Source organism: Micromonospora sp. NPDC005215 (assembly GCF_040607915.1).
GTDB lineage: Bacteria > Actinomycetota > Actinomycetes > Mycobacteriales > Micromonosporaceae > Micromonospora.
This window is the reverse complement of record NZ_JBEXHQ010000058.1, coordinates 1-23,676: the sequence shown is the minus strand read 5'-3', so window position 1 is coordinate 23,676 and position 23,676 is coordinate 1. Positions and strand designations below refer to the sequence as shown.

At 67.5% G+C, this 23,676-nt stretch carries 31 protein-coding genes and 1 pseudogene; all 32 read right to left on the bottom strand.

Features of this window, described 5'->3' with window-relative positions:
• Positions 1–81: 81 nt before the first annotated feature.
• Positions 82–933, bottom strand: coding sequence for a type I methionyl aminopeptidase (gene map / locus ABZU25_RS30240; RefSeq protein WP_355032749.1), 852 nt, complete (start codon positions 931–933; stop codon positions 82–84).
• 87 nt (positions 934–1,020) lie between these two features.
• Positions 1,021–1,674, bottom strand: a complete 654-nt coding sequence (locus ABZU25_RS30235; RefSeq protein ID WP_355032748.1) for an adenylate kinase — start codon at positions 1,672–1,674, stop codon at positions 1,021–1,023.
• The gene (secY, locus tag ABZU25_RS30230) at positions 1,675–3,003 is read right to left on the bottom strand and encodes a preprotein translocase subunit SecY (protein ID WP_355032747.1); all 1,329 of its coding nucleotides are present in this window, start codon (positions 3,001–3,003) and stop codon (positions 1,675–1,677) included.
• Between the two features lie 233 nt (positions 3,004–3,236).
• Positions 3,237–3,680, bottom strand: coding sequence for a 50S ribosomal protein L15 (gene rplO, locus ABZU25_RS30225; protein ID WP_355032746.1), 444 nt, complete (start codon positions 3,678–3,680; stop codon positions 3,237–3,239).
• Positions 3,680–3,862 (bottom strand): 50S ribosomal protein L30, encoded by a 183-nt coding sequence (rpmD, locus tag ABZU25_RS30220; protein WP_007465262.1) that lies wholly within the window; start codon positions 3,860–3,862, stop codon positions 3,680–3,682. Before rpmD ends, rplO begins: the two co-directional genes overlap by 1 nt.
• Entirely contained in the window at positions 3,862–4,476 is a 615-nt protein-coding gene (rpsE, locus tag ABZU25_RS30215) for a 30S ribosomal protein S5 (protein WP_007465263.1), read from the bottom strand. The genes rpmD and rpsE overlap by 1 nt, the downstream gene beginning before the upstream one ends.
• Before the next feature lie 33 nt (positions 4,477–4,509).
• A complete protein-coding gene (gene rplR, locus ABZU25_RS30210) occupies positions 4,510–4,899 on the bottom strand; it encodes a 50S ribosomal protein L18 (RefSeq protein ID WP_151488126.1) in 390 nt (129 codons plus the stop codon).
• Complete coding sequence (gene rplF, locus ABZU25_RS30205) at positions 4,896–5,438, bottom strand: 50S ribosomal protein L6 (RefSeq protein ID WP_355032745.1); 543 nt, start codon at positions 5,436–5,438, stop codon at positions 4,896–4,898. Before rplF ends, rplR begins: the two co-directional genes overlap by 4 nt.
• A 16-nt stretch (positions 5,439–5,454) precedes the next feature.
• Entirely contained in the window at positions 5,455–5,862 is a 408-nt protein-coding gene (gene rpsH / locus ABZU25_RS30200; RefSeq protein WP_124816396.1) for a 30S ribosomal protein S8, read from the bottom strand.
• Positions 5,863–5,978: 116 nt separating this feature from the next.
• A complete protein-coding gene (locus tag ABZU25_RS30195) occupies positions 5,979–6,164 on the bottom strand; it encodes a type Z 30S ribosomal protein S14 (protein ID WP_272613587.1) in 186 nt (61 codons plus the stop codon).
• A gap of 1 nt (position 6,165) precedes the next feature.
• Entirely contained in the window at positions 6,166–6,732 is a 567-nt protein-coding gene (gene rplE / locus ABZU25_RS30190; protein WP_110563094.1) for a 50S ribosomal protein L5, read from the bottom strand.
• Positions 6,732–7,052 (bottom strand): 50S ribosomal protein L24, encoded by a 321-nt coding sequence (rplX, locus tag ABZU25_RS30185; RefSeq protein WP_355032744.1) that lies wholly within the window; start codon positions 7,050–7,052, stop codon positions 6,732–6,734. The genes rplE and rplX overlap by 1 nt, the downstream gene beginning before the upstream one ends.
• The gene (gene rplN / locus ABZU25_RS30180; RefSeq protein ID WP_007465279.1) at positions 7,049–7,417 is read right to left on the bottom strand and encodes a 50S ribosomal protein L14; all 369 of its coding nucleotides are present in this window, start codon (positions 7,415–7,417) and stop codon (positions 7,049–7,051) included. Before rplN ends, rplX begins: the two co-directional genes overlap by 4 nt.
• A gap of 97 nt (positions 7,418–7,514) precedes the next feature.
• Positions 7,515–7,793 (bottom strand): 30S ribosomal protein S17, encoded by a 279-nt coding sequence (gene rpsQ / locus ABZU25_RS30175; protein WP_030489590.1) that lies wholly within the window; start codon positions 7,791–7,793, stop codon positions 7,515–7,517.
• Complete coding sequence (gene rpmC / locus ABZU25_RS30170; protein ID WP_007465283.1) at positions 7,790–8,026, bottom strand: 50S ribosomal protein L29; 237 nt, start codon at positions 8,024–8,026, stop codon at positions 7,790–7,792. The genes rpsQ and rpmC overlap by 4 nt, the downstream gene beginning before the upstream one ends.
• Positions 8,026–8,451, bottom strand: a complete 426-nt coding sequence (gene rplP, locus ABZU25_RS30165; protein WP_053653940.1) for a 50S ribosomal protein L16 — start codon at positions 8,449–8,451, stop codon at positions 8,026–8,028. Before rplP ends, rpmC begins: the two co-directional genes overlap by 1 nt.
• 3 nt (positions 8,452–8,454) lie before the next feature.
• Positions 8,455–9,324: a 30S ribosomal protein S3 gene (gene rpsC, locus ABZU25_RS30160; RefSeq protein ID WP_355032743.1), complete on the bottom strand. Its 870-nt coding sequence runs from the start codon at positions 9,322–9,324 to the stop codon at positions 8,455–8,457.
• Positions 9,324–9,782, bottom strand: coding sequence for a 50S ribosomal protein L22 (gene rplV / locus ABZU25_RS30155; RefSeq protein WP_007465297.1), 459 nt, complete (start codon positions 9,780–9,782; stop codon positions 9,324–9,326). The genes rpsC and rplV overlap by 1 nt, the downstream gene beginning before the upstream one ends.
• Positions 9,783–9,823: 41 nt before the next feature.
• Positions 9,824–10,105 (bottom strand): 30S ribosomal protein S19, encoded by a 282-nt coding sequence (gene rpsS / locus ABZU25_RS30150; RefSeq protein WP_007465299.1) that lies wholly within the window; start codon positions 10,103–10,105, stop codon positions 9,824–9,826.
• Between the two features lie 12 nt (positions 10,106–10,117).
• Positions 10,118–10,957, bottom strand: a complete 840-nt coding sequence (gene rplB / locus ABZU25_RS30145; RefSeq protein ID WP_110563095.1) for a 50S ribosomal protein L2 — start codon at positions 10,955–10,957, stop codon at positions 10,118–10,120.
• 12 nt (positions 10,958–10,969) lie between these two features.
• A complete protein-coding gene (rplW, locus tag ABZU25_RS30140; RefSeq protein WP_007465304.1) occupies positions 10,970–11,272 on the bottom strand; it encodes a 50S ribosomal protein L23 in 303 nt (100 codons plus the stop codon).
• Entirely contained in the window at positions 11,269–11,919 is a 651-nt protein-coding gene (rplD, locus tag ABZU25_RS30135) for a 50S ribosomal protein L4 (RefSeq protein WP_355032742.1), read from the bottom strand. The genes rplW and rplD overlap by 4 nt, the downstream gene beginning before the upstream one ends.
• Positions 11,916–12,581, bottom strand: coding sequence for a 50S ribosomal protein L3 (gene rplC, locus ABZU25_RS30130; RefSeq protein WP_355032741.1), 666 nt, complete (start codon positions 12,579–12,581; stop codon positions 11,916–11,918). Before rplC ends, rplD begins: the two co-directional genes overlap by 4 nt.
• A 10-nt stretch (positions 12,582–12,591) precedes the next feature.
• Entirely contained in the window at positions 12,592–12,900 is a 309-nt protein-coding gene (rpsJ, locus tag ABZU25_RS30125) for a 30S ribosomal protein S10 (protein ID WP_007073037.1), read from the bottom strand.
• A gap of 350 nt (positions 12,901–13,250) precedes the next feature.
• A complete protein-coding gene (tuf, locus tag ABZU25_RS30120) occupies positions 13,251–14,444 on the bottom strand; it encodes an elongation factor Tu (protein ID WP_355032740.1) in 1,194 nt (397 codons plus the stop codon).
• A 212-nt stretch (positions 14,445–14,656) separates the two neighbouring features.
• Positions 14,657–16,753 carry an elongation factor G gene (fusA, locus tag ABZU25_RS30115; RefSeq protein WP_355032739.1) on the bottom strand — a complete coding sequence of 699 codons (2,097 nt, stop codon included), beginning with the start codon at positions 16,751–16,753 and terminating at the stop codon, positions 14,657–14,659.
• Positions 16,754–16,827: 74 nt separating this feature from the next.
• On the bottom strand, positions 16,828–17,298 hold the full coding sequence (gene rpsG, locus ABZU25_RS30110) for a 30S ribosomal protein S7 (RefSeq protein WP_007465317.1): 471 nt from the start codon (positions 17,296–17,298) through the stop codon (positions 16,828–16,830).
• 1 nt (position 17,299) lies between these two features.
• Positions 17,300–17,674, bottom strand: a complete 375-nt coding sequence (gene rpsL / locus ABZU25_RS30105) for a 30S ribosomal protein S12 (protein WP_007465318.1) — start codon at positions 17,672–17,674, stop codon at positions 17,300–17,302.
• A 508-nt stretch (positions 17,675–18,182) separates the two neighbouring features.
• Positions 18,183–18,563 carry a hypothetical protein gene (locus ABZU25_RS30100; protein ID WP_355032764.1) on the bottom strand — a complete coding sequence of 127 codons (381 nt, stop codon included), beginning with the start codon at positions 18,561–18,563 and terminating at the stop codon, positions 18,183–18,185.
• Positions 18,564–19,196: 633 nt separating this feature from the next.
• Positions 19,197–19,565, bottom strand: coding sequence for a hypothetical protein (locus ABZU25_RS30095; RefSeq protein ID WP_355032738.1), 369 nt, complete (start codon positions 19,563–19,565; stop codon positions 19,197–19,199).
• 94 nt (positions 19,566–19,659) lie between these two features.
• Positions 19,660–23,550, bottom strand: a complete 3,891-nt coding sequence (locus tag ABZU25_RS30090; protein WP_355032763.1) for a DNA-directed RNA polymerase subunit beta' — start codon at positions 23,548–23,550, stop codon at positions 19,660–19,662.
• Positions 23,551–23,598: 48 nt separating this feature from the next.
• Positions 23,599–23,676 (bottom strand): annotated as a pseudogene (locus ABZU25_RS30085) (50S ribosomal protein L25); the annotation flags it as partial.

Genomic DNA, 23,676 nt, shown 5'->3' with positions numbered 1-23,676 from the left:
CCACGCCCTACCCCAGGGCTCGATCGATCAGGAAGCTACCGACCACAACCTCGTGACCCACGGCGGTGCGGGGCGGAGAACCTAGGGGGTGGTGGAGGCGGCGGGTTGGCGGGCGGTCACCAGGTCGCCCAGGCGGGCGCGGCCTCCGTCGAAGGCCGTGAGCACCCACACGCCGTCGGGCAGCAGCGCCATCGAGTGCTCGACGTGCGCCGCGATCGAGCCGTCCCGGGTGACGACCGTCCAGCCGTCGGCCAACTCGACAGTACGGGGAGACGCCATCGTGATCATCGGCTCGATGGCCAACGCCATGCCGGGCACCAGACGCGGGCCCTTGCCCGGCCGACCGTGGTTGAGCACGTGCGGGTCCTGGTGCATCTCAGTGCCGATGCCGTGCCCGCCGTAGCCGTCGACGATGCCGTACCGGCCGCCCTTGCGAACCGCGCTCTCCACGGCGTGCGAGATATCGGTGAGGCGGCCCTTGCCGCTGGCCGCGCCGCGGGCGGCGGCGGTGATGCCGGCCCACATCGCGTCCTCGGCGACCTGGGCCATTTTCAGCAGTGCCGGGTCGACGTCGCCGACCCCGACGGTGATGGCGGAGTCGCCGTGCCACCCGTCCAGCACCGCGCCGCAGTCGATGGAGATCAGATCACCGGCCTGAAGCACCTGCTTCGGCGACGGGATGGCGTGCACGATCTGCTCGTTGACCGAGGAGCAGATCGACGCCGGGAAACCGTGGTAGCCCTTGAACGACGGGACGCCGCCCGCGTCGCGGATTGTCGATTCGGCGATGGCGTCCAGGTCGGCGGTGCTCACACCGGGCGCGACAGCCTCCCGCATCCGGCGGAGCGCCTCGGCGACCACCAGACCGGCGGCCCGCATCTTATCGATCTGGTCAGGGGTCTTCAGCTGGATGTCCAGCTGGGGACGACGCATGGAGCGATTACCTTTCGTTGCCGAACAGCGGGGCACGTCATGCGTACCCCGCTGTTCGCACTCTATCCGCCGTGGTGCGGCGGGACCTCAGCCGCCGTACGACCGCAGTGCGTCGATGGCCCGGGTCGTGACGTCCTCCACCGGGCCGGTGGCGTCGATCCCGACCAGCTTGCCCTGAGCGCCGTAGTAGTCGACAAGGGGCGCGGTCTTCTCGCTGTACTCACGAAGCCGGGTGGCGATCGTCTCCGGCTTGTCGTCGTCGCGCTGGAACAGCTCGGCGCCACACCTGTCGCAGATGCCCTGGCGGGTGGTGGCGTCGAACTCGACGTGCCAGATCTTGCCGCAGCCCCGGCAGGTACGCCGACCGGAGAGGCGCCGGATCACCTCGTCGTCGTCGACCACCAGCTCCAGGACCAGATCCAGCGCGGTGCCCAGGTCGGCGAGGAGCTTGTCCAGGGCGGCCGCCTGCGGAGTGGTCCGCGGGAAGCCGTCGAGCAGGAAGCCCTCGCTGGCGTCGGGCTCGGCCAGCCGGTCCCGGACCATGTTGATGGTGACCTCGTCCGGGACCAGCTCGCCTGCGTCCATGTACCGCTTCGCCTCGATGCCGAGCGGCGTGCCCTGGGTGACGTTCGAGCGGAAGATGTCTCCGGTCGAGATCTTGGGTACCGACAGGTGCGCGGCGACGAACTCCGCCTGCGTGCCCTTACCCGCACCCGGCGGGCCAACCAGAACGAGTCTCATCTACCGCAGGAACCCTTCGTAGTTCCGCTGCATGAGTTGGCTCTCGATCTGCTTCACGGTCTCCAGACCGACGCCGACCATGATGAGCACAGCGGTGCCACCGAACGGGAAGTTCTGGTACTGCTGGCTGTCCAGCCAGATGAAGAAGAAGTTCGGCAGGATCGAGATGACGCCGAGGTAGAGCGCGCCCGGCAGGGTGATCCGGCTGAGGATGAAGTCCAGGTAGTCGGCCGTCGGCTTGCCCGGCCGGATGCCCGGCACGAACCCGCCGTACTTCTTCATGTTGTCCGCGACCTCGGTCGGGTTGAACGTGATCGAGACGTAGAAGTACGTGAAGAAGATGATCAGCAGGAAGTACACCGAGATGTAGATCGGGCTGTTCGGGGCGACCAGGTTGTTCTGGATCCACGCCTGGACCTTGCCCGGATCGTTCTGGTCGAAGAACTGCAGGGCCAGCTGCGGCAGGTAGAGCAGCGACGAGCCGAAGATGACCGGGATCACACCCGCCTGGTTGACCTTCAGCGGGATGTAGGTCGAGGTCCCGCCGTACATCCGCCGGCCGATCATCCGCTTGGCGTACTGCACGGGAATCCGGCGCTGCGCCTGCTCGATGAAGGTGACAGCGGTGATGACCACCAGGACCAGCGCGATGACCAGGGCGAACTTGCCCCAACCCTGGCTGGTCTTGATCTGCCAGCCCTCGCCGGGCAGCCGGGCCGCGATCGAGGTGAAGATCAGAACGGACATGCCGTTGCCGACGCCCCGGTCGGTGATCAGCTCACCGAGCCACATGACCATGCCGGTGCCGGCGGTCATGGTGATCACCAGGATGGCCAGGGTCAGCCAGTCCGGGATGCCGGTGCCGGTCGGGATGATCGGGAACTGGTCGCAGCGGTTCTGGAACAGCTGCCCCGAGCGGGCCAGGGCAACGAACGCCGAGGCCTGCAGCACACCGAGGCCGAGGGTCAGGTAGCGGGTGTACTGCGTGATCTTCGCCTGGCCGGCCTGGCCCTCCTTGCGGAGCTGCTCCAGCCGTGGGATCACGACGGTCAGCAGCTGCAGGATGATCGACGCGGTGATGTAGGGCATGATGCCCAGCGCGAAGACCGAGAGCTGTAGCAGCGCTCCGCCGGAGAAGAGGTTGAGCAGATTCAGCGGGCCCGTCGTGTCACCCGAGATGGAGTCGAGGCACTTCTGCACGTTGCCGTACGAGACGCCCGGGCTGGGGAGCGTTGCACCCAGCCGGTAGACCGCGATGATGCCTACTGTGAACAGCAGCTTCTTGCGCAGGTCAGGCGTACGGAACGCACTGAGAAAGGCGGACAGCAACTTCTTCCTCCTGCGCGAGGCGGGCCGCCGGTGATCCCTGGCGGGTGAGGGTGGATCACGAGCGAGTGCCCGCAATCCATGGCTGGGATGGGACTCTAACAGCCCGACCCCGGTCCGGGCAGATGCGCCCGACTACATAAATCGATTCCGATGTTACCGGGCGTTTGAGGCCCAGGCAGACCATGGCGCCCGTCAGTTGCTCACAACTGGACGGGCGCCATGGGCGGTACGCCTTACAGCTCGGTGGCGGAGCCACCGGCGGCAGCGATCTTCTCCTTGGCCGACGCACTGAACGCGTGCGCAGACACCTGGAGCGCCACACCGCCGAGGTCCCCGGTGCCGAGGACCTTGACCGGGTGACCCTTGCGGACCGCGCCGGACTCGACGAGCTCCAGCGGGCCGACCTGACCACCATTCGGGAACAGCTCAGCGAGTCGGTCCAGGTTGACCACCTGGAAGACCACCTTGAACCTGTTCTTGAAGCCCTTCATCTTCGGCAGTCGCATGTGGATGGGCATCTGCCCACCCTCGAACGCCGCCGAGATGTTCTTCCGAGCCTTGGAACCCTTGGTACCGCGACCAGCGGTCTTGCCCTTGGAACCCTCACCGCGACCCACACGGGTCTTCGCGGTCTTGGAACCTGGCGCCGGGCGCAGGTGATGCACCTTGATCGTCATTACTCGACCTCCTCGACCTTCACGAGGTGGCTCACAGTGAAGATCATGCCGCGGATCTCGGGCCGGTCCTCCTTGACCACCACGTCGTTGATCCGCTTGAGACCGAGCGAACGCAGCGACTCACGCTGGTTGTGCTTGGTCCCGATACCGGACCGGAGCTGGGTGACCTTCAGACGTGCCATCAGCGCGCCACCCCCGCACGCGACGCCAGCATGGCGGCCGGCGCGACGTCCTCCACCGGCAGGCCACGACGCGCCGCGACCTGCTCGGGGGACTCAAGCCCCTTCAGGGCCGCCACGGTGGCGTGCACGATGTTGATCGGGTTCGACGAGCCGAGGCTCTTGGAGAGCACGTCGTGGATCCCGGCGCACTCCAGCACGGCACGCACCGGACCACCGGCGATGACACCCGTACCGGCCGAGGCCGGCTTGAGCAGCACGACGCCAGCGGCGTCCTCACCCGTCACCGGGTGCGGGATCGACTGACCGATCCGCGGAACCTTGAAGAAGTGCTTCTTGGCCTCCTCGACACCCTTGGCGATGGCCGCGGGCACCTCCTTGGCCTTTCCGTAGCCCACGCCGACCGTGCCGTCGCCGTCGCCCACGATCACCAGGGCGGTGAAGCTGAAGCGACGACCACCCTTCACGACCTTGGCGACGCGGTTGATCGCGACGACCCGCTCAAGGTGCGGGGTCTTCTCGACGGGCGCGTTTCCGCGGCCGCCCTCACGGCGGTTGTCGCGGCGACCACCCTCGTTGCCACCGGACCCGCCGCCACGGCGCTGTTGACCTGGCATCAGCAGCCTTCCTTATCTCTCGTGACGGGGTTGTTAGAACTCGAGCCCGGCTTCGCGGGCGGCGTCGGCAAGCGCGGCGACTCGCCCCGCGTACCGGTTGCCGCCGCGGTCGAAGACGACCTTGGAGACGCCGGCGGCCTTGGCCCGCTCGGCGAGCAGTGCGCCCACCTTGCCGGCGAGGGCGCTCTTGTCGCCCTCCGCACCGCGCAGCGAGGCGTCCAGGGTCGACGCCGACGCCAGGGTGTGGCCCTTGGTGTCGTCGACGATCTGGGCGACCATGTGCCGCAGCGAACGGGTGACGACCAGGCGCGGACGCTCGGACGTACCGCTGACGTTCTTGCGGACGCGGAAGTGCCGACGCGCACGCCCAACGGCGCGCTTGGCGGCGACACCGCGGCGGCGCTTGAGCAGCGTGGCGCTCACTTCTTACCTGCCTTTCCGGCCTTGCGGCGGATGACCTCGCCCTGGTACTTCACGCCCTTGCCCTTGTAGGGCTCCGGCGGGCGGATCTTCCGGATGTTGGCGGCGACCTCACCGACCTGCTGCTTGTCGATGCCAGCCACGTGGAACAGGGTCGGCCGCTCCACCGTGAAGGTGATGCCCGCCGGGGCGGGGACGACCACCGGGTGCGAGAACCCGAGCGCGAACTCGAGGTCCGAACCCTTGGCGGTGACCCGGTAACCGGTGCCGGCGATCTCCAGGCTCTTGCGGTAGCCCTCGGTGACCCCGACGATCATGTTGGCAACCAGCGTACGGCTCAGGCCATGGAGTTCCTTGGCCTTGCGCTCGTCGTTCGGCCGGTTGACGCTCAGCTGCCCATCCTCAACCCGCTCGACCGTGATCGGCTCGGCGAGGGTGTGCTGAAGCTGGCCCTTGGGGCCCTTGACCTTGACGGTCTGCCCGTCGATCGTGATGTCGACGCCGGCTGGCACCGGGATCGACTTACGTCCAATTCGCGACATTTCTACCTGTCTCCCGTTACCAGACGAAGGCGAGGACTTCCCCGCCAACACTCCGCTTGCGGGCCTGCCGGTCGGTCAGCAGCCCCTGGGACGTCGAAATGATCGCCACGCCCAGCCCACCGAGCACCCGGGGGAGCCCGTCCGACTTGGCGTACACCCGGAGACCGGGCTTGGACACGCGCTTGATGCCGGCCAGGCTCCGCTCGCGGCTCTGGCCGTACTTCAGCTCGACGACCAGTCGCTTGCCGACGGCGCCCTCCTCGGGCTCCTCGACCGACCAGGTGGAGATGTAACCCTCTGCCTTCAGGACCTCGGCGATGTTCGCCTTGATCTTGGAGTAGGGCATCTTCACCTGATCGTGGTACGCCTGGTTGGCGTTACGCAGACGCGTGAGCATGTCTGCGATCGGGTCGGTCATCGTCATGGATTTCGTCAGCCTTTCTCGCCGGGGTTCCCGGGGCATCAGCCCCGGGCCTACGGCGAAGAGCAATACCTAATCGGTGCAGGAGTTCCCGGCCGACGGCCGGGACGCGGTCGCCCTTACCAGGAAGCCTTGGACACGCCCGGCAGCTCACCGCGGTGGGCCATCTCCCGGATGCAGATCCGGCAGAGCCCGAACTTGCGGTAGACCGCCTTCGGACGCCCGCACCGCTGGCAGCGGGTGTAGGCGCGAACCGAGAACTTCGGCTTCGCGGCCGCCTTGATGATCAGCGCCTTCTTGGCCATCTCAGTTCTCCTTGAACGGGAAGCCCAGGAGCTTGAGCAGCGCCCGTCCCTCGTCATCGGTCGTGGCGGTCGTGACCACCGTGATGTCCATGCCCCGCTGGCGATCGATCCGGTCCTGGTCGATCTCGTGGAACACCGACTGCTCGGTCAGACCGAACGTGTAGTTGCCGTGCCCGTCCAGCTTGCGCCCGTCCAGGCCGCGGAAGTCGCGGATACGCGGCAGCGAGATGGACAGCAGCCGGTCCAGGAACTCCCACATCCGGTCGCCGCGAAGGGTCACCTTCGCACCGATCGGCATGCCCTCGCGCAGCTTGAACTGCGCGATGGACTTGGTCGCCCGCCGCACCTGCGGCTTCTGGCCGGTGATCGTGGCGAGGTCGCGGACCGCGCCGTCGATCAGCTTGGCGTCGCGAGCAGCCTCGCCGACACCCATGTTGACGACGATCTTGACCAGCCGCGGCACCTGCATGGGGTTGCCGTAGCTGCGCTGCTCGCGCAGCTGGGCCACGATCTCGTTGCGGTACCGCTCCTTGAGGCGCGGCAGGGTCTTTTCGGTAGCCGTGGTCATCACAGGTCCTTACCGGTGCTACGCGCGATGCGGACCTTCTGGCCGTTGTCGTCGATCCGGTAACCGACGCGGGTCGGCTTGCCGTCGGAGTCCAGGACCTGCACGTTCGAGACGTGGATCGGGGCCTCCTGAGTGACGATGCCGCCGGTCTTGGCGCCACGCTGGGTGGTGCTGATGCGGGTGTGCTTCTTGACCCGGTTCACGCCCTCGACCAGGATCTTGTCCTGCCGCGGGTAGGCCTGAATGACCTTGCCCTTGGCACCCTTGTCCTTGCCGGCGATGACGACGACCGTGTCGCCCTTCTTGACCTTCACGGTCACAACACCTCCGGCGCGAGGGAAATAATCTTCATGAACCGCTTGTCCCGCAGCTCCCGGCCCACCGGGCCGAAGATGCGGGTACCACGCGGGTCCCCGCCGTCCTTGATGATGACGGCGGCGTTCTCGTCGAAGCGGATGTACGAGCCGTCCGGCCGACGCCTCTCCTTGGCCGTGCGAACGACGACCGCCTTGACGACGTCGCCCTTCTTCACACCGGCACCCGGGATCGCGTCCTTGACCGTGGCCACGATGACGTCGCCGATGCTCGCGTAGCGCCGACCCGAGCCACCGAGAACCCGGATGCACAGGATCTCCCGTGCACCCGTGTTGTCGGCGACGCGCAGTCGCGACTCCTGCTGAATCACGTCTATCTCCTATGTCTGCCGGTTCTCCGGCCGCCGTAGCGGCCGGAGCCTGGCGGAACCTACGCCCGACGCAACGCCGGGCGAACTCGAGCCTTCGCTACTTGGCCTTTTCCAGGATCTCCACGATCCGCCAACGCTTGGTGGCGCTCAGCGGCCGGGTCTCCATGATGAGAACCCGGTCACCGGTGCCAGCGGCGTTCTGCTCGTCGTGCACCTTCAGCTTGGCCGTACGGCGCATGATCTTGCCATACAGCGCGTGCCGAACCCGGTCCTCGACCTCGACGACGACGGTCTTGTCCATCTTGTCGCTGATCACCAGGCCCTCGCGGACCTTGCGGCGCGACCGCGCGGCGGCGGTGGCGGTCTCTTCGGTCATGATGCAGTCACCTCAGTCGGCGCGGCCGAGAGCCCCAGCTCGCGCTCACGCATGATCGTGTAGATCCGGGCGATCTCCCGACGGATGACCTGCAACCGCCGGTTGTTGTCCAGCTGCCCGGTTGCGGCCTGCACGCGGAGGTTGAACAGCTCCGCCTTGGCCTCCCGCAGCTTCGTGACCAGCTCCTCTTCGGAGAGCTCACGCAGCTCGGTCGCCTTAACGCCCGCTGCCATCAGGATTCACCCACTTCGCGCGTAACAATGCGGCACTTCATCGGGAGCTTGTGGATCGCGCGACGCATGGCCTCGCGCGCGGTCTGCTCGTTGGGGAAGGACATCTCGAAGAGAACCCGCCCCGGCTTGACGTTGGCGACCCACCACTCGGGAGAACCCTTACCGGAACCCATCCGGGTCTCGGCAGGCTTCTTGGTGAGGGCCTGGTCCGGGAAGATCGTGATCCAGACCTTGCCACCACGCTTGATGTGGCGAGTCATCGCGATACGTGCCGACTCGATCTGCCGGTTCGTCACGTACGCCGGCTCGAGAGCCTGGATCCCGAACTCGCCGAACACCACCCGGTTACCACCCTTGGACGCGCCACTGCGGTCCGGGTGGTGCGGCTTGCGGAAGCCCTTCGGGGGCTTGCGCGGCATCAGCATCTGTCAGCCCTCCTGCTGCGTTTCTGCCGGAGCAGCCACGGCGGCGACAGCTGCGCTGTCCACCGGCTCGCCGCTCGGCGTCTCGGCCTGCTGCGCGATGGTGGTCGCAGCAGCCCGCCCGGCCTCGGTGCCACCGGCCGTGGTGCCGGACGAACCCGACCGGCCACGACGCGGACGCTCGGGACGGTCGCCACGCTCACCACGACGCGGGCGGGACGGACCGGCCTCGGCCGGAGCCTCCCGGCCCGGGACGGCGTCGCCCTTGTAGATCCAGACCTTCACACCGATCCGACCGAACGTCGTGCGGGCCTCGAAGAAGCCGTACTCGATGTTGGCCCGCAGCGTGTGCAGCGGAACCCGGCCCTCACGGTAGAACTCGGTCCGGCTCATCTCGGCGCCGCCGAGGCGGCCCGAGACCTGAACCCGGATGCCCTTGCAGACCGGGTTCTTCATCGCCGACTGCATGGCCTTGCGCATCGCCCGACGGAAGCTGACCCGGCTGGACAACTGCTCGGCCACGCCCTGCGCGACAAGCTGGGCGTCCGACTCGGGGTTCTTCACCTCGATGATGTTCAGCTGAACCTGCTTGCCGGTGAGCTTCTCAAGCTCGCCGCGGATCCGGTCGGCCTCCGCACCCTTACGGCCGATGACGATGCCCGGCCGGGCGGTGTGGATGTCGACCCGGACCCGGTCGCGGGTGCGCTCGATGTCGACCTTGGAAATCCCGGCACGCTCGAGGCCCTTGGACATCATGCGGCGAATCTTGACATCTTCGCCGATGTAGTCCTTGTAGAGCTTGTCCGCGAACCAGCGAGACTTCCAGTCGGTCGAGATGCCGAGCCGGAACCCAGTGGGGTGAACCTTCTGACCCATTACTCGGCGTCCTCCGTCTTGCTCTGCGCTTCGGCCGGTGCGGCCTCCGTGGCCGGGGCGGCCTTCTTCGCCGCGGCCTTCCTCGGCGCTGCCGGCGCGACCGCTTCGACCGCCACGGTGATGTGGCAGGTGCGCTTGCGGATTCGGTACGCCCGACCCTGCGCCCGCGGCTGGAACCGCTTCATCGTCGGGCCCTCGTCCACGAAGGCCTCGCTGACGAGCAGCGCGTCGGGGTCCAGCCGCTCGTTGTTCTCCGCGTTGGCGATCGCGCTAGCGAGCACCTTGTACACCTGCTCGCTCGCAGCCTGCGGCGCGAACTGCAGCACCGTGAGCGCCTCCTTCGCGGGCAGGCCGCGGACGAGGTTGACCACCCGGCGCGCCTTCATCGGCGAGATGCGCACGTGCCGCGCAACCGCCCGCGCGCCCGGAAGCACCGGAGCGTCGCCCTTTCCTGGCATCGCTGTAACCCCTTGTTCCCTCTATCCGTATGCCCGCGGCGTCAGCGCCGACGGCTCTTCCGGTCGTCCTTCTCGTGACCCTTGAAAGTGCGGGTCAGCGCGAACTCGCCGAGCTTGTGCCCGACCATCGCCTCGGTCACGAACACCGGGACGTGCTTGCGTCCGTCATGAACGGCGATCGTGTGCCCCAGCATCTCGGGGATGATCGTCGAACGCCGCGACCAGGTCTTGATCACGTTCTTGGAGCCCTTGTCGTTCTGTACTTCCACCTTCTTGAGCAGGTGGTCGTCGACGAACGGGCCCTTCTTCAGGCTGCGAGGCATGTCTTATCTCCCTCAGCCGCGCTTACGCGTGGCGTAGCGGCGGCGGACGATCAGCCGGTCACTCGGCTGGCCCTTACGGCGGGTGCGGCCCTCGGGCTTACCCTGCGGGTTGACCGGGTGGCGACCACCGGAGGTCTTACCCTCACCACCACCGTGCGGGTGGTCGACCGGGTTCATGGCGACACCACGGACGGTCGGGCGCTTGCCCTTCCACCGCATCCGGCCGGCCTTGCCCCAGTTGATGTTCGACTGGTCGGCGTTGCCGATCTCGCCGACGCTGGCGCGGCAGCGCACATCCACCCGCCGGATCTCGCCGGACGGCATACGCAGGGTCGCGTACGCGCCCTCGCGGCCGAGCAGCTGGATACCGACGCCGGCGGACCGGGCCAGCTTGGCCCCGCCACCCGGACGCAGCTCGACATTGTGGATCGTGGTACCGACCGGGATGTTGCGCAGCGGCAGGTTGTTACCCGGCTTGATGTCGGCGCCCGGCCCGGACTCGACGCGGTCGCCCTGCTTCAGGTCCTTCGGCGCGATGATGTACCGCTTCTCGCCGTCGGCGTAGTGCAGCAGCGCGATGCGCGCCGTGCGGTTCGGGTCGTACTCGATGTGAGCGACCTTCGCCGGCACGCCGTCCTTGTCGACCCGCTTGAAGTCGATCAGACGGTACTGGCGCTTGTGACCGCCGCCGTGGTGCCGCGTGGTGATCCGGCCGTGGGCGTTACGCCCGCCCTTCTTCGGCAGCGGAACCAGCAGCGACTTCTCCGGCGTGGACCGGGTGATCTCGGCGAAGTCAGCGACACTCGAGCCACGTCGGCCCGGCGTCGTCGGCTTGTACTTACGGATAGCCATTGTCTACACCCCTCAGCTGACCGGGCCGCCGAAGGCCTCGATGCGGTCACCGTCAGCCAGCTTCACGATCGCCCGCTTGGTCGCCTTGCGCTGACCGAAGCCGGTCTTGGTGCGCTTGCGCTTACCCTGGCGGTTGAGCGTGTTGACCGTCAGGACGCGGACGTTGAAGATCTGCTGGATAGCGATCTTGATCTCGGTCTTGTTCGCGTCCGGGTGCACCAGGAAGGTGTACCAGTTCCGGTTCAGCTCGCTGTAGCTCTTCTCCGAGACGACCGGCGCCACGATGATGTCGCGCGGGTCGGCGATCGTGCTCACTTGCCACCCTCCTCGGTGGTCTCGGCGGGCACGCCCAGGAACTCGTCCAGGGCGTCCTTGGTGAAGACCACGTCGTCGGCCACCAGCACGTCGTACGTGTTCAGCTGGCCGGACTCGATCAGGTGCACGCGCGGCTCGTTGCGCAGCGACACCCAGTTCAGCTCGTCGGTGCTGCTCAGCACGACCAGGACCCGACGGGCCTCGGTGAGCTTGGTCAGCGTGGTCAGGGCCGCCTTGGTCGACGGCTTCTCGCCCGAGACGAACGCCTCGACGACGTGCACCTGCCCGGCGCGGGCCCGGTCGGAGAGGGCACCCCGCAGAGCGGCGGCCTTCATCTTCTTCGGGGTCCGCTGGCTGTAGTCGCGCGGCACGGGACCGTGCACGACGCCACCGCCGGCGAACTGCGGCGCGCGGATCGAGCCCTGCCGGGCGCGACCGGTGCCCTTCTGCTTGTACGGCTTCTTGCCGCCACCAGATACCTCGGCGCGGGTCTTGGTCTTGTGCGTGCCCTGTCGGGCCGCCGCGAGCTGGGCCACCACGACCTGGTGCATCAGCGCGACGTTGGCCTGCACGTCGAAGATGTCCGCCGGCAGCTCGACGGAGCTGCTGGTGGTGCCTTCGACGGTGCGCACGTCAACGGTGGTCACTTGGCCGCACCGCCCTTCTTCACCTTGATCTTGGCCGCGGTACGGACCAGAACCAGCGCGCCCTTGGGACCAGGAATGGCACCACGAACGAGCAGGAGGTTGTTCTCGGTGTCGATCGCCTGGATGGTCAGGTTCTGCACGGTGTAGCGAACGCCACCCATCCGACCGGCCATCCGGGTGCCCTTGAAGACACGACCGGGGGTCGCGCAGGCACCGATGGAACCGGGCGAACGGTGCTTGCGCTCGACACCGTGGCTGCTACCCAGACCGTGGAAGCCGTGCCGCTTCATCGGGCCGGCGTAACCCTTGCCCTTGGTCTTGCCGGTGACGTCGATGGTGACGCCGGCCGGGAACTCCTCGACCGTGACTTCCTGGCCGAGCGAGTATTCCCCCGCGTCCGTGGTGCGCAGCTCGACGATGTGCCGGCGCGGCGCCACGTCCGCCTTGGCGTAGTGCCCGCTGATCGGCTTCTTGACCTTGCGCGGGTCGATGGTGCCGTAGGCCAGCTGGACCGCGGAGTAACCGTCCTTCTCGGCGCTACGAACCTGGCTGATGACGCACGGGCCGGCCTCGACCACGGTCACGGGAACAACACGGTTGTTGTCCCAGACCTGGGTCATGCCGAGCTTGGCGCCCAGGATCCCCTTGACTTGCCTGTCCATTGTCCGGTCCCTACAGCTTGATCTCGATGTCGACGCCAGCCGGCAGGTCGAGGCGCATGAGCGAGTCGACCGTCTTCGGGGTCGGGTCGATGATGTCGATCAGCCGCTTGTGCGTGCGCATCTCGAAGTGCTCGCGCGAGTCCTTGTACTTGTGCGGCGAGCGGATAACGCAGAAACGGTTGATCTCCGTGGGCAGCGGCACCGGGCCCGCGACCTGCGCCCCGGTGCGCGTCACCGTCTCGACGATCTTCCGAGCCGAGGAGTCGACGACCTCGTGGTCATAGGCCTTGAGCCGGATGCGGATCTTCTGTCCCGCCATGGTGGCTTCTGTTCCTTCTCTCGATGCCGCTGTGTTGCGGGCGCCTGTGCCGGCTGGCACAGGCCCACTTCGCCGACCCCCGCGGTCGGGCGTGTCGCGCCCTCGGGCCGAGCTCCGCCCCGTGGTTCCGGAGTGGTGCTGACCGCGCGGAGAGTCAAGGCGCAGATCGCGTTACCGCGACCTGAACGCCGTGCGAGGGTGGTTGGCGACTGGGCCGCCAACCACCCCACGCTCGACTGTCTCGCCACCCGGAGGTTCAGCGAAAGCCGAACACAGGCGACGAACTGTCGTTACGCAACCTGACTAGTATGCCGCACGACCGGCGGCGGGTCTAATCGGGGTTACCTAGTTCACTTCATGATCTTGGTGACGAACCCGGCGCCGACGGTACGGCCACCCTCGCGGATCGCGAACTTGAGGTTCTCCTCCATGGCGATGGGCTGGATCAGCTTCACCGACATGGACGTGTTGTCGCCCGGCATGACCATCTCGGTGCCCTCGGGGAGGGTGACGACACCGGTGACGTCCGTGGTCCGGAAGTAGAACTGCGGGCGGTAGTTCTGGAAGAACGGGGTGTGCCGGCCGCCCTCCTCCTTGGAGAGGATGTAGACCGTCGCCTCGAACTCCGTGTGCGGGGTGTTCGAGCCCGGCTTCACGACGACCATGCCGCGCTCGACCTCGTCGCGCTTGGTGCCACGCAGCAGCAGGCCGACGTTCTCGCCTGCGCGGGCGTCGTCCAGGGTCTTCCGGAACATCTCGATCGCGGTGACCTTGGTCTTGAAGCTCTTCTCCTTGATACCGACGAGCTCAACATCCTCGTTCGGCAGGAGAACGCCGCGCTCCACGCGACCGGTGACGACGGTGCCACGACCGGTGATCGTGAAGACGTCCTCAACCGGCATCAGGAACGGCATGTCGATCTCGCGCTCCGGCTGCGGGATCGAGGTGTCGACAGCGGTCATCAGGTCCAGCAGCTTGCCGGTCCACTCGGGGTCACCCTCGAGGGCCTTCAGCGCCGAAACCCGAACGACCGGCAGGTCGTCACCCGGGTACTCCTGCGAGGAGAGCAGCTCACGGACCTCGAGCTCGACGAGCTCCAGGAGCTCCTCGTCATCGACCATGTCGCTCTTGTTGAGCGCCACGACGATGTACGGCACACCAACCTGACGGGCCAGCAGCACGTGCTCGCGGGTCTGCGGCATCGGGCCGTCGGTCGCCGCGACCACCAGGATCGCGCCGTCCATCTGCGCGGCACCGGTGATCATGTTCTTGATGTAGTCCGCGTGGCCGGGGCAGTCGACGTGCGCGTAGTGCCGCGCCTCGGTCTGGTACTCGACGTGCGCGATCGAGATCGTGATGCCGCGGGCCTTCTCCTCCGGCGCCTTGTCGATCTCGTCGAACGGCGTGTAGGGGTTCAGGTCCGGGAACTGGTCGTGCAGGACCTTGGTGATGGCCGCCGTCAGCGTCGTCTTACCGTGGTCGATGTGACCAATGGTGCCGATGTTGACGTGCGGCTTAGTCCGCTCGAACTTAGCCTTCGCCACTGGTGTCCTCCTGTGGACTTCTTGGTTCGTACGCCCGGCGCGCCGGTCGGCGCTTAGGACTCTGTCGACAGCCTTTCCGACCTGACGGTCGGAGAGCCTTTGTGGGTTCTGCGGCGATGAAGCCTACAGACCCGGTCTCACGCGATCCGATCGTGGTGGCCGCGGGCGGGTGAACCCTCCCGCGACCAACCACGAATCACCTGCTCAGGGCGTTACTCGCCCGTTGCCTTGGCGATGATCTCCTTCGCGACGCTCTGCGGAACCTCGGCGTAGGAGTCGAACTGCATGCTGTAGCTAGCCCGGCCCTGGGTCTTCGACCGCAGGTCGCCGACGTAGCCGAACATCTCCGACAACGGCACCAGAGCCCTGACGATGCGGGCGCCACTGCGCTCCTCCATCGCCTGGATGAGGCCGCGGCGGGAGTTGAGGTCACCGATGACGTCACCCATGTTCTCCTCAGGAGTGGTGACTTCAACGGCCATCATCGGCTCGAGCAACGCGGGATCGGCCTTGCGGGCCGCGTCCTTCATCACCATCGAGCCGGCGATCTTGAATGCCATTTCCGACGAGTCGACCTCGTGGTACTGGCCGTCCAGCAGGGTCAGCTTCACGCCGACCAGCGGGAAGCCCGCCAGGATGCCGTACTGCAGCGCATCCTGCGCTCCGGCGTCCACCGACGGGATGAACTCCCGAGGGATGCGGCCACCGCTGACGCCGTTGGCGAACTCGTAGGTCGGCGAGTCGTTGTCCAGCGGCAGCGGCTCGACGCTCACGATCACGCGGGCGTACTGGCCGGAACCACCGGTCTGCTTCTTGTGGGTGTACTCGACCTTGTCCACCTTGCGGCGGATGGTCTCGCGGTACGCCACCTGCGGCTTGCCGACGTTGGCCTCGACGTTGAACTCGCGGCGCATCCGGTCAACCAGGATGTCCAGGTGCAGCTCGCCCATGCCGGAGATGACCGTCTGACCGGTCTCCTCGTCCAGACGGACGCGGAAGGTCGGGTCCTCCTCGGCCAGCCGCTGGATGGCGGTGCCGAGCTTCTCCTGGTCGGACTTGGTCTTCGGCTCGATCGCCACCGAGATGACCGGCTCCGGGAACGTCATCGACTCCAGGATCACCGGGTTCGCCGGGTCGGAGAGCGTGTCGCCGGTGGTGGTCTGCTTGAGACCCTGCACCGCGATGATGTCGCCGGCCTGCGCCGACGGACGCTCTTCCCGCTTGTTGGCGTGCATCTGGTAGATCTTGCCGATCCGCTCCTTGCGGTCCTTTGTGGAGTTGACCACCTGGGAACCGGAATCGAGCGTGCCGGAGTAGACCCGGACGTAGGTGAGCTTGCCGAGGTGCTTGTCCGTCTGGATCTTGAAGGCCAGCCCGGAGAACGGCTCCGTCTTGGACGGCTTCCGCACCACCGGGGTCTCGCCGTCGGTGGCCGTGCCCTCGATCGCCGGAACATCCAGCGGCGACGGCAGGAAATCGACAACGGCGTCGAGCATGGGCTGAACGCCCTTGTTCTTGAACGCCGAGCCGCAGAGCACCGGGTTGGCCTTGCCAGCGATGGTGGCGCGCCGGATGGCGGCCTTGATCTCCTCGACGGAGACCTCTTCGCCTTCCAGGTACTTCTCCATCACCGCGTCGTCGACGTCGGCCAGGGTCTCCATCAGCTTCTCGCGCCACTCGGCCGCGGAGTCGGCCAGGTCGGCCGGGACCTCCTCGATCGCGTAGTCGTCACCCTTCTGGGTCTCCCCACGCCAGGTGAGCGCACGCATGCCGATCAGATCGACGACGCCGATGTGGTCGCCCTCGAGCCCGATCGGGATCTGGAGCACCAACGGGGTGGCGTTGAGCCGGTCGATCATCATCTGCACGCAGCGGAAGAAGTCGGCACCGGTCCGGTCGAGCTTGTTGACGAAGCACATCCGCGGGACGTTGTACTTGTCGGCCTGCCGCCAGACGTTCTCCGTCTGCGGCTCCACACCGGCAACGCCATCGTAGACCGCGACCGCACCATCCAGGACACGCAGCGACCGCTCGACCTCGACCGTGAAGTCGACGTGACCGGGCGTGTCGATGATCTGGATCGTGTGGTCTTTCCACTCACACTTGGTAGCAGCGGAGGTGATGGTGATACCACGCTCCTGCTCCTGCTCCATCCAGTCCATGACGGCAGCGCCCTCGTGGACCTCACCGATCTTGTACGTGATGCCGGTGTAGAACAGGATCCGCTCGGTGGTCGTGGTCTTACCGGCATCGATGTGCGCCATGATGCCGATGTTGCGTACCTTGGCGAGCGCGTCTGCGGCGGCCACTTCAATCCCTACTTATCGTCGTCTCGACACAACTGGTGGCGGTTCCGGCGCCCGGAGGCGCCGGAACCAGGGTGTTACCAGCGGTAGTGCGCGAAGGCCTTGTTCGACTCGGCCATCTTGTGCGTGTCCTCGCGCCGCTTGACGGCGGCACCGAGGCCGTTGCTCGCGTCCAGCAGCTCGTTCATCAGCCGCTCGACCATGGTCTTCTCGCGCCGGGCGCGCGAGTAGGTGACCAGCCAACGCAGGCCCAGCGTGGTCGCCCGGGTCGGGCGGACCTCGACCGGAACCTGGTAGGTGGCGCCACCGACGCGACGGCTGCGCACCTCGAGGGTCGGCTTGACGTTGTCCATCGCCCGCTTGAGGGTGACGACCGGGTCGGTGCCGGACTTCTCGCGGCAGCCCTCCAGGGCCGCGTACACGATGGACTCGGCGAGCTGACGCTTACCGCGGAGCAGGATCTTGTTCACCAGCTGGGTGACCAGCGGCGAGTTGTACACCGGGTCAGCGACCAGTGGCCGCCGCGGAGCGGGTCCTTTACGCGGCATGTCAGCTCTTCTCCTTCTTCGCGCCGTAACGGCTGCGCGCCTGCTTGCGGTTGCGGACACCCTGGGTGTCCAGCGAACCGCGAACGATCTTGTAACGCACGCCGGGGAGGTCCTTCACCCGGCCACCGCGCACGAGCACGATCGAGTGCTCCTGGAGGTTGTGACCGACGCCCGGGATGTAGGCGGTCACCTCGATCTGACTGCTGAGCTTCACGCGAGCGACCTTGCGCAGCGCCGAGTTCGGCTTCTTCGGGGTGGTGGTGTACACGCGGGTGCACACGCCGCGCCGCTGAGGGGAACCCTTCAGCGCCGGGGTCTTGGTCTTGGTCGTCTTCGCCTGGCGGCCCTTTCGGACCAGCTGCTGGATCGTGGGCACCGGGTTTCTCCGCTCCCTTCGGCCGCATTCGCGGCCGCGCCGTCGCTCGTTAGCCGGCCTGCTGACCGGCTCTCCTACATTCCGACCTGGGCCACCTCACGGAGGCCCCGGCACCCGCGGTCGGGCGTGTCGCCCGCTCCACGGTCCCGTTGCGGACGCTTACGCGTGCGATCGGGTTTGTGTCACCGGCGCGCGGGTCGCCCCGCCCCGGATCCTTGGCTTGTCGTGCCGCCGTCCGGAATCCGGAAACAGCGCACGCACGAGTTGCCCGGGCATGCCCGGGCACAAGGGGAAAGAGTACCTACCACAACCGCCCAGGTCAAAACGGAAGGGCCCGCCGACTGTCGCACACCCGCCGGCCGAATCTCGTCCTGCCCCGTCGCCCGCGATGGGCACCTACTGACACAAGTGTACCGGCTTCCCCGCGGGACCACCCGTCGCCCCCGGGCCGGACAGCGGCAAGGGGGTGCGAAAGCGGGTCAGGTGCCGGAGCCGACGGTGACCAGCCTCACGTCAGGGCGAGCAGCAGCGCCAGGCCGAGACCCAGGAGGCTGAGCAGGGCCCCCGCCGCGCCACAGCTGATTCCGGCCATCGCGAGCCCTCGGCCGGTGAACCGGACCGCAGGCGGCGCGGCCGGACGGCGGATCTGCCGCCGGCCGAGCAGACCGGTCACGACCGCCCCCACGCCGGCCAGCAACCCGAGCGCGGTGAACGCTCCGGAAGCCCAGGCCCCGCCCTCGTTCGCGAAGGCCACCCCGAAGCAGATGACCAGCAACGACACCAGGACCGACGCGATCCCGGCCACCAGGGCCCCGATGGCCAGCCCCGACGTGACCGGAGCCACATCCAGGTGTACGACGCCGAACGGGGTGCCCGGCACCGCCTCCACCCGTTTCGGCGGCCGGTGCTGGGCGTCGGTGGGTGGCGGAACCGGATGGCCCGGCATCCCAGCCCAAGCGGGCGCCGGACCGGACGGCGGACCCCAACCCGGCGGCACACCAGGCCCGGACGACGGCGGACCCCAACCCGGCGGCACACCAGGCCCGGACTGCTGCGGACCCCACCCGTAAGGCACACCAGGCCCAGACTGCGGCGGACCCCAACCCGGCGGCACACCAGGTCCAGACTGCTGCGGACCCCACCCGTCCGGCACACCAGGCCCAGACTGCGGCGGGCCCCACCCTGGCGGTGTCGGGGTGGGCACCCCGGAGGGCGGACCTGAGCCGGGCGGACTGGTCGTACCCCCGGCGGGGTGCGGCGCGGCAGAGGTCGGCGCGCCCCAACCCGGCGTGGACGCGGGTGGGTGCGGCTCGCTGCTCGGGTCCGGTTGCGGCCAGCCGGTGGGCTCGGACGGAGTCAGCTCGGACGGAGCCGGCGCAGCCGGCTGGCCGGCCGGCTCGTCCGCAGGGGGCCGCGCCGGATCCGTCACGAGGTCCTCCTGTCGAAAGGCCGCCGCCGCCGCACGGCGGACATCGGCCAGGCTACCGCCGGAGGTGCCGGCGCCATCGCCGGGCGCGGCGGCTCAGTCCATGTTCGCCGGGTAGTCGTGACCGAACGGCGCACCAGCCAACCGCACCACGCCGATCACCACCAAGGTCACCACGCTGACCGCGACCAGCACCAGGCCGGTCCAGGCCATCCGCTCCCCCCGCCGCAGCCAGCTGCCGCCGGTCAGGAAACCCCCCGAGGAGTACGCCTCACGGCGCGCCTGCCGGGCCAGTTGCAGTGCCACCGTCGCCGGCACCACCCCGCCGATGAACAACCCGGTCAACAGGCCGAGCAGCCCGAGGGCGAAGACCGCCCGAGCCTTCGTGGCGCGGGCCGGATCCGGGTCCAACGGGTGGCGCAGGCCCTGCTGCGCGACGGACACCTGCCCGGGTGCGGTCGTCATCCCCCCATCATGCCGAACTCGGACCGGAGGTGGGTGGGTCCGGACACGACGAGGCCCCCGGCGGATACCGGGGGCCTCGTCGTGTGCTTGGTGTTTAGCGGTACGACCCGAAGTCGAAGTCGTCCAGCGGCACAGCCTGCCCGCTGGCCGGTCCGAAGCCGTAGTCGGTCTCCGGGTACCCGGTCATCGAGTAGACCTTGGCCTTGGCCTCCTCGGTCGGCTCGACCCGGACGTTGCGGTACTTGCTGATGCCCGTACCGGCCGGGATGAGCTTTCCGATGATCACGTTCTCCTTGAGGCCGACCAGCGAGTCGCTGCGCGAGTTGATCGCAGCGTCGGTCAGCACCCGGGTGGTCTCCTGGAAGGAGGCCGCCGAGAGCCAGGAGTCGGTGGCCAGCGAGGCCTTGGTGATACCCATCAGCACCGGACGACCAGCGGCGGGCTCGCCGCCCTCCGAGACGAGCCGGCGGTTCTCCGACTCGAACAGCGCCCGGTCGACGAGCACACCCGGCAGGAACTCGGTCGAGCCGGAGTCGATGACCGTCACCCGCTTGAGCATCTGGCGGATGATGATCTCGATGTGCTTGTCGTGGATGAGCACACCCTGCGAGCGGTAGACCTCCTGGACCTCACTGGTCAGGTGGACCTGGACCGCCCGCGGACCCATGATCCGCAGAAGCTCGTGCGGGTCGATGGTGCCCTCGGTCAGCTTCTCGCCGACCGCGACGTGACCGCCGTCGTGGGTCCGGAGCTTGACCCGCTTCGAGATCTTGTCGTAGACGATCTCTTCGCTGCCGTCGTCCGGCACCACGATGATCTTCCGCGAGCGCTCGCCGTCCTCGATCCGGATCTTGCCGGGGGTGTCGGCGATGGGCGCCTTACCCTTCGGGACCCGAGCCTCGAAGATTTCCTGCACACGCGGCAGACCCTGGGTGATGTCCTCACCCGCGACACCACCGGTGTGGAAGGTACGCATCGTCAGCTGCGTACCGGGCTCACCGATGGACTGGGCGGCGATGATGCCGACCGCCTCGCCGATGTCGACCGACTTGCCGGTCGGCAGCGACCGGCCGTAGCAGGCCGCGCAGACACCCAGCTTCGACTCACAGGTGAGCACGCTGCGCACTCGGACCGTCTCCACGCCAGCGGCGACGATCTTGTCGACCCCGATGGAGTTGATGTCCTGACCGCGCTCGGCGACCACGGTGCCGTCCGGCCCCTTGATGTCGTCGGCCAGGGTCCGGGCGTGCACGCTGGTCTCGGCGTGGGTGTGGACGGCGAGCTTGCCGTCGAGCTTCTCGCCGATCTGCATCGGGATCGCCCGGTCGGTGCCGCAGTCCTCTTCGCGGATGATGACGTCCTGCGAGACGTCCACCAGACGACGGGTCAGGTAACCCGAGTCGGCGGTCCGTAGCGCGGTGTCGGCGAGACCCTTACGGGCACCGTGCGTGGAGATGAAGTATTCCAGCACGGACAGACCCTCCCGGTAGCTGGCCTTGATCGGCCGCGGGATGATCTCGCCCTTCGGGTTGGCCACCAGACCACGGATCGCGGCGATCTGCCGGAGCTGGAGCAGGTTACCGCGGGCACCCGAGTTGATCATCTTCCACAGGGGGTTCTCCTGCGGCAACGCGGTGTCCATCTCCTTGGCGACCTCGTTGGTCGCCTTGGTCCAGATCGTGATGAGTTCGCCGCGACGCTCCTCGGCGGTCATCAGACCACGCTGGTACTGCTTGTCGATCTGGTCGGCTTCCTTCTCGTACTTCGCCAGGATCTCCGCCTTGCGCGGCGGAGCGATGACGTCCTCCATGCCGATCGTCACGCCGGACCAGGTGGCCCAGTGGAAACCGGCCTCCTTGAGCCCGTCCAGGGTGGCGGCCAGCGCCACCTTGGGGAAGCGCTCGGCGAGGTCGTTGACGATCGCGGAGAGCTGACCCTTGCGGATCTCGTAGTTCACGAAGCGGTAGCCCTGCGGCAGCGTCTCGTTGAACAGCACCCGACCCAGGGTGGTCTCCACGGTCAGCGGGTCACCCTCGACCCAGCCCTCCGGGGCGGCCCACGCCCCGGCGCCGGCACCGTTGTCGACCTCGGTCACGCCACGCAGGCGGATCTTCACCAGCGCCTGCAGGTGCAGCTCGCCGTTGTCGAAGGCCATCCGCGCCTCGGCGTCCGAGCTGAACGCCCGACCCTCGCCCTTCTTCTCAGCGGCGGTGCGGTGGGTGAGGTGGTACAGACCGATGACCATGTCCTGGGTGGGCATGGTGACCGGCTTACCGTCGGCCGGCTTGAGGATGTTGTTCGACGACAGCATCAGGATCCGCGCCTCGGCCTGAGCCTCGGCGGACAGCGGCACGTGCACCGCCATCTGGTCACCGTCGAAGTCGGCGTTGAAGGCGGTGCAGACCAGCGGGTGGATCTGGATCGCCTTGCCCTCGACCAGCTGCGGCTCGAAGGCCTGGATGCCCAGGCGGTGCAGGGTCGGCGCCCGGTTCAGCAGCACCGGGTGCTCGCCGATGACCTCTTCCAGCACATCCCACACGACCGGGCGCTGACGCTCGACCATCCGCTTGGCGGACTTGATGTTCTGCGCGTGGTTGAGGTCGACCAGCCGCTTCATCACGAACGGCTTGAACAGCTCCAGCGCCATCTGCTTGGGCAGACCGCACTGGTGCAGCTTGAGCTTCGGGCCGACCACGATGACCGAACGGCCGGAGTAGTCGACGCGCTTGCCCAGCAGGTTCTGGCGGAACCGGCCCTGCTTGCCCTTGAGCATGTCGGACAGCGACTTGAGCGGGCGGTTACCCGGGCCGGTGACCGGCCGACCACGACGGCCGTTGTCGAACAGCGCGTCGACGGCCTCCTGGAGCATCCGCTTCTCGTTGTTGACGATGATCTCGGGCGCGCCGAGGTCGATCAGTCGCTTGAGGCGGTTGTTCCGGTTGATCACGCGGCGGTACAGGTCGTTCAGGTCCGAGGTCGCGAAGCGGCCACCGTCGAGCTGCACCATCGGGCGCAGGTCCGGCGGGATGACCGGTACGCAGTCCAGCACCATGCCGAGCGGCGAGTTGCGGGTGTTCAGGAACGCCGCGACGACCTTGAGCCGCTTGAGCGCCCGGATCTTCCGCTGACCCTTGCCGGACCGGATGGTCTCCCGCAGGCTCTCGGCCTCGGCGTCGAGGTCCATGTTCTGGACCAGCGCCTTGATCGCCTCCGCGCCCATGGAACCGGTGAAGTACTCACCGAACCGGTCGCGCAGCTCGCGGTAGAGCAGCTCGTCGGTGACCAGCTGCTTCGGCTCCAGCTTGCGGAAGGTGTCAAGCACCTCGTCCAGGCGGTCGATCTCGCGCTGGGCCCGGTCGCGGATCTGGCGCATCTCGCGCTCTCCGCCCTCCTTGACCTTGCGCCGGACGTCCGCCTTGGCACCCTCGGCCTCCAGCTCGGCCAGGTCGGCCTCGAGCTTGGCGGCCCGCTTCTCGATCTCCGAGTCGCGGCTGTTCTCGGACTGCCGCTTCTCGGCCAGGATCTCGTTCTCGATCGTCGAGAGGTCACGGTGACGCGACTCCGCGTCCACGCTCGTCACGACGTACGAGGCGAAGTAGATGATCTTCTCGAGGTCCTTGGGGGCGAGGTCCAGCAGGTAACCCAGCCGGCTCGGCACGCCCTTGAAGTACCAGATGTGGGTCACCGGAGCAGCGAGCTCGATGTGCCCCATCCGCTCACGACGGACCTTGGAGCGAGTCACCTCGACGCCGCAGCGCTCACAGATGATGCCCTTGAACCGGACGCGCTTGTACTTACCGCAGTAGCACTCCCAGTCCCGCTGCGGACCGAAGATCTTCTCGCAGAAGAGCCCGTCCTTTTCCGGCTTCAGGGTGCGGTAGTTGATCGTCTCAGGCTTCTTGACCTCGCCGTGCGACCACTGACGGATGTCGTCGGCGGTGGCGAGACCAATGCGCAGCTCGTCGAAGAAGTTGACGTCGAGCACTATGTCCCCTATGTCGTCGTCTGTACTGCTAATTCTCGGGTGGGGGATCGGGTCCCGCTGGATCGCCTTCGGCAGCGCCAGCACCTGGGTGCCGTCGGTGATGTCGATAGCGAAGAGCTGGTTGGC